This window comes from Mesorhizobium sp. B2-3-14, assembly GCF_006442175.1.
GTDB classification, from domain to species: domain Bacteria; phylum Pseudomonadota; class Alphaproteobacteria; order Rhizobiales; family Rhizobiaceae; genus Mesorhizobium; species Mesorhizobium australicum.
This window is the reverse complement of record NZ_VFVP01000002.1, coordinates 341,882-354,547: the sequence shown is the minus strand read 5'-3', so window position 1 is coordinate 354,547 and position 12,666 is coordinate 341,882. Positions and strand designations below refer to the sequence as shown.

At 62.6% G+C, this 12,666-nt stretch carries 10 protein-coding genes; 1 reads left to right on the top strand and 9 read right to left on the bottom strand.

Going from position 1 to position 12,666, the window contains the following annotated elements:
- Positions 1–118 precede the first annotated feature (118 nt).
- From FJ950_RS06350 to FJ950_RS06310, 9 genes are all read right to left on the bottom strand, one after another.
- Positions 119–877 (bottom strand): FkbM family methyltransferase, encoded by a 759-nt coding sequence (locus FJ950_RS06350; RefSeq protein ID WP_140615907.1) that lies wholly within the window; start codon positions 875–877, stop codon positions 119–121.
- Entirely contained in the window at positions 874–2,103 is a 1,230-nt protein-coding gene (locus tag FJ950_RS06345) for a hypothetical protein (protein WP_140615905.1), read from the bottom strand. Before FJ950_RS06345 ends, FJ950_RS06350 begins: the two co-directional genes overlap by 4 nt.
- Before the next feature lie 22 nt (positions 2,104–2,125).
- The gene (locus FJ950_RS06340; protein WP_140615903.1) at positions 2,126–3,598 is read right to left on the bottom strand and encodes an aspartate aminotransferase family protein; all 1,473 of its coding nucleotides are present in this window, start codon (positions 3,596–3,598) and stop codon (positions 2,126–2,128) included.
- Positions 3,599–3,658: 60 nt separating this feature from the next.
- The gene (locus FJ950_RS06335) at positions 3,659–4,666 is read right to left on the bottom strand and encodes an NAD(P)-dependent oxidoreductase (RefSeq protein WP_140615901.1); all 1,008 of its coding nucleotides are present in this window, start codon (positions 4,664–4,666) and stop codon (positions 3,659–3,661) included.
- Complete coding sequence (locus tag FJ950_RS06330) at positions 4,663–5,097, bottom strand: EamA family transporter (RefSeq protein WP_015317404.1); 435 nt, start codon at positions 5,095–5,097, stop codon at positions 4,663–4,665. The genes FJ950_RS06335 and FJ950_RS06330 overlap by 4 nt, the downstream gene beginning before the upstream one ends.
- Before the next feature lie 121 nt (positions 5,098–5,218).
- Complete coding sequence (locus tag FJ950_RS06325; RefSeq protein WP_140615899.1) at positions 5,219–6,568, bottom strand: FAD-binding oxidoreductase; 1,350 nt, start codon at positions 6,566–6,568, stop codon at positions 5,219–5,221.
- A 2-nt stretch (positions 6,569–6,570) separates the two neighbouring features.
- Positions 6,571–8,004, bottom strand: a complete 1,434-nt coding sequence (locus tag FJ950_RS06320; RefSeq protein ID WP_140615897.1) for a UbiA family prenyltransferase — start codon at positions 8,002–8,004, stop codon at positions 6,571–6,573.
- A gap of 224 nt (positions 8,005–8,228) precedes the next feature.
- Positions 8,229–8,492: a hypothetical protein gene (locus tag FJ950_RS06315; RefSeq protein ID WP_015317401.1), complete on the bottom strand. Its 264-nt coding sequence runs from the start codon at positions 8,490–8,492 to the stop codon at positions 8,229–8,231.
- A gap of 214 nt (positions 8,493–8,706) precedes the next feature.
- Entirely contained in the window at positions 8,707–11,193 is a 2,487-nt protein-coding gene (locus FJ950_RS06310) for a mechanosensitive ion channel family protein (protein ID WP_140615895.1), read from the bottom strand.
- Positions 11,194–11,391: 198 nt separating this feature from the next.
- Here FJ950_RS06310 and FJ950_RS06305 point away from each other — a divergent pair, with 198 nt between their 5' ends.
- Complete coding sequence (locus FJ950_RS06305; RefSeq protein WP_140615893.1) at positions 11,392–12,651, top strand: sarcosine oxidase subunit beta; 1,260 nt, start codon at positions 11,392–11,394, stop codon at positions 12,649–12,651.
- The last annotated feature ends 15 nt before the right edge of the window (positions 12,652–12,666 follow it).

Genomic DNA, 12,666 nt, shown 5'->3' with positions numbered 1-12,666 from the left:
GTCGGCGCCCGTCTGATCGGCGCACAATATGCAGGCGACGGGGACGGCGCTACCGCCTGTTTGCGACACGCCTCGGATGCCGCGCGACCCCTCCCCAATCAGGAAAAACATCTACCCGTCAGGCGAAAGCCCAGACGTCCTCGGCCTGGAAGCCGACCTGATAGCCCGCCGTCTTCAGCTTGACCACCACCTGTCCGATCTCCGGCGCGGGCAGCGCACCAACCTCGACCTTGATCATGCCGGGACGATAGCGCTTGAGGTCGATCTGCTCGAACACGATCCAGTCGGCGCCTTCACAATCGACGAGGAAGGCGTCGATATGGGTGATGCCGTTGCGGTCGAGCAATGTCTGCAAGGTCTCCGACGGCACCTCGATGTCTTTCAGATGCGGCGCGAACTTGTTGAAATTGGCGTCGGCCTCGCCCCAGGCATTCTTGCCCGACATCAGGTTGGTGTCGGTCACCGACGAGCAGCCGATGAACTCGATCGGCAGCGTGCCGGCTTCGAGTGCGGCAGCGTCAAAGGTGTGGACCGTGATCGTGCCTTTAGTTCTCGTCACCGCGACGGGTTCGATGACGAAGCGGTCCGTGTCAGGGTAATTGGCGCGCAGCCGTTTCTGGTTGTACGGGATCGGCTCGACCAGCATGGCGCGGGCCTTTGGAATGCGGTGCAGCCAAGGCGTCACGTCATCGAACAGCGCGCCATCGCAGGCGCCGACATTGACCATCTGGAATGGCCGGCCGCTATCACCGAAGCGTGCCTTCAGCGCCGCCTTGGCGAGGAACTTGGTGCCGCGCAGCGACGGCCCGCGATCGAGCAGGCCGGCGGGAAGGCCGAGCGACAGGGCAATGCGCGCCAGGTTGGAAACTGAACTCATGATTTGTCTCCTGGTATGACGTGCAGGGCGGCGCGGTGCTGGCCGGTGACCGCCGCCCACAACGCCATGAAGGGCGGTGCCAGCAGCAGGAATGGCGGGATCAGATGCGGGAAATAGATGCGCGTGTCGTGGATCGGGAAGACGCTGAATTTGGCCAGCGCACCGAGCACCAGCGCAGCAAACAGAATGCCCGCGCGGCGGCCGAGGCTGAAGCCGGCGCGGTCGGCCGCAAACCACCCGGCCAGCGCCAGAACCGAGACCCCGACCCAGCTGTTCAGGTTGATGGCGCGCAGCAGCGAGGCGGCAAACGCCCGGAGATAGGCGATGACGGAAAAAGCCGGCTCGAACCCGTCCATATTGTAGTGCTGCCCGATGCTGGAAAACCACAGATGCGGCCACCACCCGGGATGATGGGCCCAGTGCGAAATGGCGAAATACGCGGCGAGCGAAGCAGCAAAACCGACCAGCACGCCCCAGGCCTTCTGCCGGAACAGGACCAGCAGCACTGCGAAAACGGCGAGGAAAACTATGTTGTCCGGCCGCACCATGAAGGCGAGGAAGAGCAGGATCGCCGTGGCCACCTCGCGGCCTCGGACATAAGCGAAGACACCGCCTAGCAACAGCGCCGAGGTAAGCAGGTCCGGTGTCGAAGCGCGCGCGGCGTCGCCGAAATCGGCCATGATCAGCACCGCGCCGACCACCGGTGCCAACGCCAGTGCCTTTTCCCCGCGCAGCCAGAGCAGCGTGATCGCGCCGAACAGCAGGACCGAAAACACCTGCACCAGCCGCATCGCCTCGACCGGCGACATGACGGAACTCAGCGTCGACAGGATTTCGGCATAGAGGAACTTGATCCGGTACATGCCGAGCAACGAATGGAAGTCGGCGGCGTTCTGCGTCATGTGGCTGCGGAAGCCACCGCCATCGTCGGTCAGCGCCTTGTAGTCGCCCGCCGAGACACCCGATTTGACGGTGCTGTAGGCATAGTCATGCAGTGCCTGCGCATCGGGGTAGGTGCCCTCCTCCGATATGGCGAGATAGGGCAGCATGTCCCAGTTGGCGTCGGGCATCACCCAGGCCGTGAACGCCGTCAAAAGCATATAGAGGGCGAAGGCAGCCGCACCGATCGGAGCCGCCAGCCGCGCATAGGTCCCCTCGCCCCACGCCAGACCGGCCTCGGCGAGCCGGTCGAGTGGACTTTGCGGAGCGGGCGACTTGGTCAGCATGTCTTCTCGGCGAACGTTCGTTTCAACGGACTTGGCTTTTGACGAAATCCTTCACGATCGCCACGATGCCACGCGACAAGAGACTGTCGAAGGCATCGACGAAGCGGTCAACATGCTCGCGCTGGCAGATCAGCGGCGGCTCGAGCCGGATGACGTTGCGGTTGTATTCGGTGAAGGCGACGAGCACGTCGTAGTCGCGCAGCAGCAGCGCGCCGACGAAACCGGACAGCGAACCCTTCAGCTTCTCGTCGAGCACGCTGACGATAGGGCGCAGCACCATCGGCAAGGTCTGCGAGAAGTCGTGAAACTCCAGCCCGACCATAAAACCCTTGCCGCGCACGTCCTTGATGATCTTCGGGTATTTTTCCCTGAGTGCCTGCAGCCGCTGCAGCAGGTACTCGCCGGTGACGGCGGCGTTGTCGATCAGCCCCTCGTCGTAAAGCACGTTAATGCCCTCGATCGCCGTGGCACACGCCTCGCCCATGCCGCCGAAAGTGGCCATTGCATGGATCATCGCCGTCTTCGGCGTGCCGTAGGCCTTCATGTAGATTTCGCGGCGCGCAATCATCGCGCCGACAGCGGCCTTGCCGGCACCCAGCGATTTGGCCAGTGCCGTCACATCGGGCACGACGCCATGATGCTCGAAGGCATAGAAGCGCCCCGAGCGGCCATAGCCGCACTGCACCTCGTCGGCGACCCAAAGCACACCATACTGGTCGCACAGCGCCCGCAGCTTCTGCCAGTATTCAGTCGGCGCCTGGATGATGCCACCGCCGCCCTGGATGGTTTCCAGCACGATGACGCCGATCTCCGGATCGGAGCGGAACAGGCGCTCGACGGCCTCGATATCGGCAAAGGGAATGCGGACGGTATTGTCGGCCATCCTGAAGTCGGCGCGGTAGAGCTGGCCGTCGGTGATGCCCAGCACACCCTTGGTCTTGCCGTGGAATGAATTCTCGGCATAGACGATTTTCGACCGCTTAGGGCCGGCGGCACGCTCGGCAAGCTTAACCGCCGCCTCCATCGCTTCCGAGCCCGACGAGCCCAAAAACACCATGTCGAGATCGCCAGGCGAACATTTGGCGATGTTGTGCGCCAACGCGGCGGCATATTGCGACATGAAGGCGATGGCGATTTCCTGCCGCTTCTCCTCCTGGAATTTCTTGCGCACTTCCAGAATGCGCGGATGGTTGTGGCCGAAGGCCAGCGACCCGAAGCCGCCGAAGAAATCGAGGATCTTGCGGCCGTTCTGGTCGATGTAGAACATGCCCTCTGCACGTTCGATCTTGATCTTGTGGAAGCCGAGCAGCTTCATGAAATGCAGCTGGCCGGGGTTGAGATGCGCCTTGAACAGGTCGGTCATCCCCGCGACATCCATCGCCTTGGCCTGCTCGACGCTGATCAGGTCGGGCTTGGCGGTGGTGGCGGGCGACAGTGTCGGCGCGCTGACCAGGGTGCGCGTATTCGTCTGTTCCGGCTTGGCCATGACGGTCATTTCAATCTCCTGTTCGCGCCCGCGACTGGCGTCGTGCGCAATAAACTGTTCGGCGCGCCCCTATTCGGCGGGCACATGTTTGGTGGCGACGGCTTGCCCGGCCTTCTTGGCGCGGTATTCGCTGTAGGCGGCGATCAGCATGTCCTCGTCGCGGTATTGCGGCACCCAGCCGAGCTGCCGCCCGGCCTTGGACACGTCGAGCACGCAGTCCTCGTCGGCGATCAGATATTGCTCCGGATCCATGATCGGCATGTTGAAGAGGTCGAGCAGGTCGAGCGTGCGCTTGACCGCCCAGCCGGGGGTAGGCAGCAGGATCGACTTCGAGCCGGCATGCCGGATCAGGTCGCCAAGCAATTTCTTCACCGGCGGCGGATTGAGCGACCCGAGATTATAGGCCTCGTTGGGCACACCGGCCTTCCACGCGGCGCGCGCCGCCTCCGCGCAGTCGAACACCGAGATGAACTGATAAGGGTTGCGGCCCGAACCGATCATCGGCACGGGAAAGTTCCAGTCGATCACCTTGAACAGCTTTTCGAGGATGCCGAGCCGGCCGGGGCCGATGATCAGGCGCGGGCGAAACAGCGAGATCGACATGCCGCGCTTGCGCCATTCGCCGGCCAGTTCCTCGGTCTTCTGCTTCGACCAGCCATATTCGCCGAGCGGCGCGACCGGGTGCTCCTCGGTCATCGGCTGGGTGACGGTGTGACCATAGATCATGTCGGTCGTATAGTGGACGAGCCTGCGGGCACCAGCCTTGTCCATGGCCTCCAGGATGTGCTCGGTGCCGTGGAAATTGACCGGAAAGAAGAAGTCGTGCCGCTTCGCCCGCACCTGGATCGGCGACAGCATCTTGGCCGACAAATTGTAGACCATGTCGTCGGCCTTCAGCCCGACCGCGGCAACCGAGCCTTGGTCGGTGACGTCGCACTTGATGAAGCGGACAGTGCGGTAATGCGCAAGGTCGCTCCTGACGATGTCGGCGACGACAACCTCTTCACCATCGGCCACAAGCTTCGGCGCTAGGTGACGGCCAACAAAGCCGTCACCCCCGAAAATCACATGTCTCATCGAACGATCTCGTTTGCTTGTATCTTGTCGGGCGTGATGGAAGCGCTCTGGTCTTCATGCCCTCGCCCACTTTGCGCGATCAGCACCGTGCCGACGCAGATGCAGGCAATGCCGGCGATGCGCCAACCATTCAGGTCCTCTCGGAAGACGAAATAGGCAAAGATCGCGACCGCGACGTAGGCCAGGCTCAGAAACGGATAGGCGAAGGAAAGCTCGACCTTGGAAAGCACGTAGAGGTGCGAGGCCATCGAAATGACGAAGGTGCACAGGCCAAGGAAGACCCAGGGGCTGAAGACGATCTGCAACAGCTTGATCAGCGGATTGGTGCCCTCGAATGAAATCGGTCCGAGCGACATCATGCCTTGCTTCAGCATCAGCTGCGCAGCCGCATTTGTCATGACCGTAAACAGAATGAAGACGATATATTTCATGTAACCCGCCACCCGTGATATCAGCTAATACAAATCTGAAAAGATTTCGTGAACCCGCAAGACATTTTTGGGTAAATCTTGACGTTAAGCGTTCGTAAACCACGATTCATTCTAAGTTTACCTATTCGGCTGCCTCTGCATCGCGCCGCCGCAGGTCGACAATCCCGGCCGTGCGCACCCAGAAGTCGGACATGAAGGCGGGATCGCGCAGCGCCTCCAGCCTCGGCCACTCCGGAAACGAAGCAACGAAGGTTGCAGCACTCATGCGCGCATCCTTGTAAGGGTTGACCGCCCCACCAGCCGCGATCGTCATGCGGTCGAGTTCGCCGAGCAGGGCAAGTGTCGCCGCTCCCCTGTTGGGGAAGTCCAGCGTCAGCGTGTAACCCGGACGAGGGAACGACAGCAGCGCCGGCGAGCGGACCCCACCGAAGCGCTTCAAGACGGTGAGGAACGACCCCTGCCCGGCCTGCCTGGCCGCCGCGAGCAGTGCCGGCACGATTGCGCGCGCGGCCTCTTCCGGGACCACGCTCTGATGCTGGAACAGCCCCTTCGGTCCATAGAGCCTGTTCCAGTCGCGCGCACCGTCGAGAGGGAAGAAGAAGCCCTGGTATTCGACCTGGCGCGGCACCTTGGCCTGCCCCTTTTTCCACCTGTAGGCGGCGTTGAAAGCGGTCAGGAACGGCCGGCTGAGCACGTTGAAAGGCGGCTGGAGCGGAACGAACAATTTCGCGGTCGCACGCGCGGCCGCGTGCGAACCGTGCTCGGCGTGGTTGCCGGTAAACAGCAGCCCCCGTCCGCTGTTGCGGCCACCGGCGAGCTGGTCGATCCAGGCGACGGCGTATTCATTGGCCTGGTCCGCCGCTTCGGCAAGGTCGAAATATTCGCGGAGGTCGCGAAACCGCGTCGTCTTTTCCACGATATCGAGCGACGGAACCCGCATCAGCCGGATCGTAGCCGACAGGATCAGGCCGGTGAGCCCCATGCCACCGACGGTCGCCCGAAACAGGCGCGGATTGTCGGTCGCAGAGCAGCGATAGCTGTGTCCATCCGACCGAAGCAGCGTGAAACTTTCCACATGGCAACCGAACGTGCCGCGCCGGTGATGGTTCTTGCCATGGACATCGTTGGCAATGGCGCCGCCGAGCGTGACGAATTGTGTGCCGGGCACCACCGCCGGGAAGAAGCCGTGAGGCGCGGCATATGCAATGACATCCGCGAGCAGCACCCCGGCATCCGCTTCGAGCAGACCGCTCTCGGCGTTGAAGCCGCGAATGCGGTTCAGGGGCCGCATGTCGATGACGGTGCCGAGTTGGTTCTGGCAGGAATCGCCGTAGGATCGGCCGTTGCCATAGGCAAGCAGCGACGCTTGCCTGGCCTGGCCGCCCTTCAGCAGCGCAATGGCGTCATCGGCGTGCATCCCCCTTGCCGCTGGCGGCGTGGCAAGGCCAAAGCTCTGGAAGCGTTCCGCCATACCTACCAGCCCCCGATGACCAGCAGCACCGCGCCGATCGCCACCACGATCTGGCTGCGCCAGTCGCGAATGATGAAGACGACCGGGTCATCGTGCATTTCGTCGCGGCGCGCCAGGATCCAGACACGCATGGTGAGATAAAGCACGATCGGCGCCAGCGGCCAGATCAGCCAGGGATGCGGATAGAGTTCGCGCACCGCGACGCTGTCCATGTAGAGCGCCAGCACCAGCGCCGAGGAGAACGCCGAAGCCATGCCGGCCTGGGCGACAATCTCCTGGTCTTCGGTGCGATAGCCGCGGCCGGCAATGCGTTCGCCGGGCGGAATGGCTGTGTTGCGCAATTCGACAAAGCGCTTCACCAGTGCCAGCGACAGGAAGAAGAAGATCGAGAAGGCGAGCAGCCAGAACGAGACGTCGACGCCCGTGGCGGCCGCGCCGGCCAGCACACGAATGGTGTAGAGGCCGGCAAGCGTCAGCACGTCGACCAGAAGCATGCGCTTGAACGACAGCGAATAGGCCGTGGTAACGACCATGTAGCCGCCGAGCACAGCCAGGAATTCAGGCGACAGGAACAGCCCGGTGCCGACGCCGATCGCCAGCAGCACCGCGATTGCGCCAAGGCCGAACGGAATAGACAGCGCACCGCTGGCGAACGGCCTGTTGCGCTTGGTCAGATGCTTGCGATCGAGCGCAAGGTCGAAGAAATCATTGAGGATATAGATCGCCGACGCCACCGCGCTGAACGAGATGAACGCCAGCAGGCATTCCCAGATCATGTTGGAATTGAAATATTCGTGCGACAGCATCATCGGCACGGCGATCAGCGAATTCTTCAGCCACTGGTGGACGCGCAGCATCTTGACGATGGTCCGCAACGTCGGCTTGGGCGCCGGCATCGTTTCGGCGCCATGCGCCGCCTGCCAGCGCGCGGCATGACGGTCCGGCGCCACCACGATCGCGCTGCGTGCCGCGTCGAAGACCTGGAGGTCGTGGCGGCTGTTGCCGGCATAGTCGAAACCGGCATCGCCATAGGCCGCAAGGAGCGAGGCTCGCTTCTTTCCCGAAGTGAGATTGTCGAGACCCTCGGTGGCCAGTACCCGGTCGAAAATGCCGAGATGGACAGCAATGGCGTCGGCGAACTTGCGCGGCGTGCCGGTGGCCAGCACGAGCTTGCGGCCTTCGGCGTGCTCGGTGCGGAGCCGGTCGAGCAGGGGCGCCCGATAGGGCAGCGTGGCGGGGTCGATGTCGATGCGTTGGGCGATCGCCTGCTTCAGCCGCGCCGGTCCGCCGGCCGCCCAGAAAGGCACCAGGAAGAAATAGAGCGGGTTCTTCTTGAGGAGGATGAACAATCCTTCCCACAAAAGGTCCGTCGCGATCAGCGTGCCGTCGAGATCGACCGCAAGCGGTATTGCGTTCCTGTCCGACCGCGCGTCCATGCCCGTCCTGCCCTGCCAGCGTCTGATCCGGAAACCCGAACCCGTTGAGCGCCGTGTTTCGGCGTCTTGATGCTGGTATAGCGGGGGATCGCCTAGCGAACATTAAAACGTACGGTTGCAAAGGGCTGCCGCCGCGGTATTTCCATCGTCATTGTTAAACAACAGCTACCGGAAACAATAAAAGGCCGAGCAAACGCCCGGCCTTTCCAATCATCACACCGAGATTACTTGATGCGGGCGACGCCGCCTGAAATCTCGACGGTTTCCGAACCGGTCAGGGCTTCAAGGTCGCCATTGGGCAAGGTGACAAAACAGCCGCTCTGGCAGAACTCGACGGTTTCACCGCCAGCCAGCGCAAGCTCGGTCTTGCTGCCGCCCTCGGTCACGACCAGCGTGCGCGTCTCGGCGTCCTTGTTGACCGCGCTGGCGGCATGGGCCGAGCCGCTCACGGCGAGCAAGGCCACGGCAGCGACGAGAGACTTCCACATTTGCAATATCGGTGTTCCCACCGCCTCTGTTGCATTTCCACAAGGCATTCTCGCCTTTGCATGGGAGCTTATATGAGATGGAAGCTGAACCGCAACTGAATGCCGCATTCATGCCGCAATTGGCTTTGGCTTTCGCACATACCCACCCTGTCAATCTGGCCGCGCGGCAATGCGGTGCTCTCGGCAATGGCAGCCCGGCAGGAGGATCCAGAGCCTAGTCCGGATCGGGTTTCTTCGACTTGCGCTGCTTCGGCAGCTTTTTCGCTTCGGCCTCGGCTTGCGCCTTGGCCTCTTCCCGTTCGGCGAAATCGGCCTCGATCTTGTCGTCGTCGGTCGGCCATGCCACGTTCTTCTTGGCCTCGACGACCGCGCGCGGCGTGGACGGGATTTCGATGTGCTGGTCGTCGAATCTTTCCAGCACGGTGAAGCGGACGTCGTTCTGCACGATGTTGCCGTTCATCACATCGGCCAGGAACACGCGGATCTCGAATTCGAGCGCGGCGGGTCCAAAATTGGAAAACAAGACGAAAGGCTCGGGGTTCTTCAGCACCAATGGATGGCTGCGCGCGATATCCAGCAGCACCGCGTGGACCTGCTTGACGTCGCTGCCATAGGCGACGCCCACCTTGATGTCGATGCGGCCGAGCTTGTTGCGGTGCGTCCAGTTGCCGACGGCGTTGTTGATCAGGTTCGAATTGGGCAGGATCACCGACTGCCGCTGGAAAGTCTCGATCTCCGTGGCACGCACGCTGATCTTCTTGACCGTGCCGCTGATCTCGCCGGCCACGATCCAGTCGCCGACCTTGAACGGCCGTTCGGCCAGAAGGATCAGGCCGGAGACGAAATTCGACACCACATTCTGCAGGCCAAAGCCGATACCGAGGGAAAGAGCACCGGCGACCAGCGCCAGGCTGGAAAGATCGATGCCGGCCGCAGAGATGCCGACCAGCGCGGCGAGCGCAACGCCGGCATAGCCGACCGCCAGCCGGATCGAGTTGCGCACTCCGGTGTCGACCTTGCCGCGCGCCATGACCGAGCCGTCGAGCCAGCCCTGGAACCAGCGCGTCAGGAAATAGCCGATGACGAAGACGACGATGCCCGACAGGATGCCAGTGACCGAAATGGTCACCGAACCGATATTGATTCCGGTTGCGAGCTTGTACGCCCACGCCTCGATATCGCCGAGCTGGAAGCCCCACATCAAAAGGATCAACGGCAGAAACACCAGCACGATCATCACGTTGATGGCGATGCTGACGACAAGGCCGAGCTGGTCGAGTGCGGTATCTTCATAGCTGGAATTGGCCGACAGCCAACGCCCGACCGAGGTGTTGGCGAAAGCGCCCTCCTCGCCGATCGCCTGCGCCGACAGGAAGCCGATATAGGCCGTTATCAGCGCGGTGCCGGTGACCACAACCTGCAGCGAGACGAACAGGGCAAGGCCGATATAACCGAGCAGCGCCGCTATGATGGTGAAAAGCCCCAGCCCGAGCGAGGTGTAGCGCAGCCAGGCCGGCCACGGGCGCCAGCTTCCGTCACGCGCCCTGAACGGCCTCAGCATCGCCATCAGGATCAGGATGACGCCGACGATGATGGTGGCCACGAAACTGCGCGCGATGGTCAGCGACAGCGGCGACCCCATCTTGTCGTTGACGACCGACAGGAAGGTGTTGAAGCTGATGACCACGGCCATGGCGGTGGTCAGGCGGACCAGCCAGCGCGCCGGCCCGGTTTCGACGGGGATGAGCCGCCAGTTGGGCAAACGCGGCTCGAGTGCCGCGTTGGTCAGCCGATTGACACAGAACACCACGCCGATGACGGTGGCCAACGCATTGAGGAAGAGGCCGATATCGCCGCGCAACACGTTGTAATAATTGAAAAAGAAGATCGTCGAGCCGAGAAAGGCGGCTACCGCCAGCGTCGGCAGCAAGGTCGACCAGAAGGCCACCGACAGGCGGCTGAGATAGGATGGGTCCTCATTGGTTGGATCGGCCTCGAACACCCGTCCGAACAGGCGCCTCCCGCCGACCAGCAGCACCAGCGCCAGGCCGAGCGCCACGAAGGTCGCCGCCAGGATAGCCTGGAACTTGAACTTGATGGCGAAGCTCAGCCAGGACGACACCGCCTTGTAGAAATTGCCGAACTCGTCGCGCGCATCGGAAAACACCTGCGGGCTCAACGCGTCCGAGAGCACGTAGCGCTTGGTGAGGAGATTGCGGAACAGCGCGCTGCGCATGTTGCCGATCTTGTCGATCAGCCCGCTGATGCGGATCGACAAGGATTGAGCTTGCGCGATGACCGCGTTGATCTCGGCCTTTTCGGACGTCAGCCCCTCGCGTTCGGCGCTGACGATGTCGGGCTCAGCCGGTTGGCCGGCGGCGGGCGGCGGCCCGAGCTGTTCGAGCCTGCTGTTGATTTCGCCCAGGCGTGTGCGGAACGCCAGCGCGCTGGTCAGCGATTGCCGTGACAATTCCTCGAGTTGCAGGCGGATGTCTACGAGGTTGCTGTCGTCCTCGCCATCCTGCTGTATCTGCTTCTCGAAATTGTCGGCCTTGGTCGTCAGGCCCTGGATGATCTTCTGCTGGTCGGCGACCAGTCCGGCGGGCGCCTGGCTAACGCCTTGCGCCGCCGCCTCGAACGACAGCGGCGCCGAAACGACAAGCGCCAGGACCAGGATGAGGCGAAGCAATCGAAAAAACATGATGGATTGGCGACTCGCGGACGGCAAAGGCATTCAAAAAGCCTGTCCTTGATAAAGACGGCCATATCATGGGGCAAGTCACCGCGACGATCGCGCTCATCGAGCGTCGGCCAGTCGAAAGGCGATGGCGCAATATTGGCTTTGCATCAGCCCCCTGCTCTATAGTCTGCCCCATCGCCCGCAACGGACATCATACACATGGCAGAGTACTCGGCCCTTTCGCTGCTTGCGAACGCGCTCAAGGGAAACAAGGACTGGAAGCCGGCCTGGCGCAAGCCGGATCCGAAGGCATCCTACGACGTCATCATCATCGGCGGCGGCGGGCATGGACTGGCGACCGCATACTATCTAGCCAAGGAACACGGCATCACCAATGTCGCGGTGCTGGAGAAAGGCTGGCTGGGCTCCGGCAATGTCGGCCGCAACACAACGGCCGTTCGTTCGAATTATCTGCTGCCCGCCAACACCCGCTTCTACGAACATTCGATGAAGCTGTGGGAAAACCTGTCGCACGAGCTCAATTACAACGTCATGTTCTCGCAGCGCGGCTGCCTGAACCTGGCGCATACGCCGGCTCAGTTCGACGACTACGCAAGACGCGGCAATGCGATGCGCCATCTCGGCGTCGATGCGGAATTGATGACACCAGCCGAGATCAAGCGCCTGATCCCGGCGCTCGACATCTCCGACGGTGCACGCTTTCCCGTGGTCGGCGGCCTGATGCAGCGGCGGGCCGGCACCGCCCGGCACGACGCTGTCGCGTGGGGCTATGCCCGCGGCGCCGACCGGCGCGGCGTCGACATCATTGAGAATTGCGAGGTCACCGGCTTCCTGCGCGACGGCGACCGGGTTACCGGCGTTGCTACCTCGCGCGGCGATATCAGGGCCAAGAAGGTCGCAGTCGCGGTGGCTGGCAGCACCGGACGGGTCATGCAACTGGCCGGCGTCGAGACGATGCCGATCGAAAGCCATGTGCTGCAGGCCTTCGTCACCGAATCGCTGAAACCCTTCATCGACACGGTCGTGACCTTCGGCATGGGCCATTTCTACATGTCGCAGTCCGACAAGGGCGGCCTTGTCTATGGCGGCGACATCGACGGCTACAACAGCTACGCCCAGCGCGGCAACCTGCCCATCGTCGACGAGGTGATGAGCGAGATGCTGGCCCTTTTCCCGGGCCTTGCGCGTGTGCGCATGCTGCGCTCCTGGGGCGGCGTCTGCGACATGTCGATGGACGGCTCGCCGATCATCACCATGGGCCCCCTGCCCGGCATGTATCTCAATTGCGGCTGGTGCTATGGCGGCTTCAAGGCAACGCCCGCTTCCGGCTGGTGCTTTGCCTGGACCATCGCCAAGGATCAGCCTCACGATTTCAATGCCCCGTTCACGCTGGACCGCTTTCATCGCGGGCTGGTGATCGACGACAAGGGCCAGGGTGCAAACCCGAGGCTTCACTAGACAAGGCTTCATTAG

What these genes read in the sequence shown, in the direction of transcription:
- FJ950_RS06315 (WP_015317401.1), bottom strand. Translation starts at nt 8,492, where the DNA reads ATGTGGAAGTCTCTCGTCGCTGCCGTGGCCTTGCTCGCCGTGAGCGGC.
- FJ950_RS06325 (WP_140615899.1), bottom strand. Translation starts at nt 6,568, where the DNA reads ATGGCGGAACGCTTCCAGAGCTTTGGCCTTGCCACGCCGCCAGCGGCA.
- FJ950_RS06330 (WP_015317404.1), bottom strand. Translation starts at nt 5,097, where the DNA reads ATGAAATATATCGTCTTCATTCTGTTTACGGTCATGACAAATGCGGCT.
- FJ950_RS06350 (WP_140615907.1), bottom strand. Translation starts at nt 877, where the DNA reads ATGAGTTCAGTTTCCAACCTGGCGCGCATTGCCCTGTCGCTCGGCCTT.
- FJ950_RS06310 (WP_140615895.1), bottom strand. Translation starts at nt 11,193, where the DNA reads ATGTTTTTTCGATTGCTTCGCCTCATCCTGGTCCTGGCGCTTGTCGTT.
- FJ950_RS06305 (WP_140615893.1), top strand. Translation starts at nt 11,392, where the DNA reads ATGGCAGAGTACTCGGCCCTTTCGCTGCTTGCGAACGCGCTCAAGGGA.
- FJ950_RS06320 (WP_140615897.1), bottom strand. Translation starts at nt 8,004, where the DNA reads ATGGACGCGCGGTCGGACAGGAACGCAATACCGCTTGCGGTCGATCTC.
- FJ950_RS06340 (WP_140615903.1), bottom strand. Translation starts at nt 3,598, where the DNA reads ATGACCGTCATGGCCAAGCCGGAACAGACGAATACGCGCACCCTGGTC.
- FJ950_RS06345 (WP_140615905.1), bottom strand. Translation starts at nt 2,103, where the DNA reads ATGCTGACCAAGTCGCCCGCTCCGCAAAGTCCACTCGACCGGCTCGCC.
- FJ950_RS06335 (WP_140615901.1), bottom strand. Translation starts at nt 4,666, where the DNA reads ATGAGACATGTGATTTTCGGGGGTGACGGCTTTGTTGGCCGTCACCTA.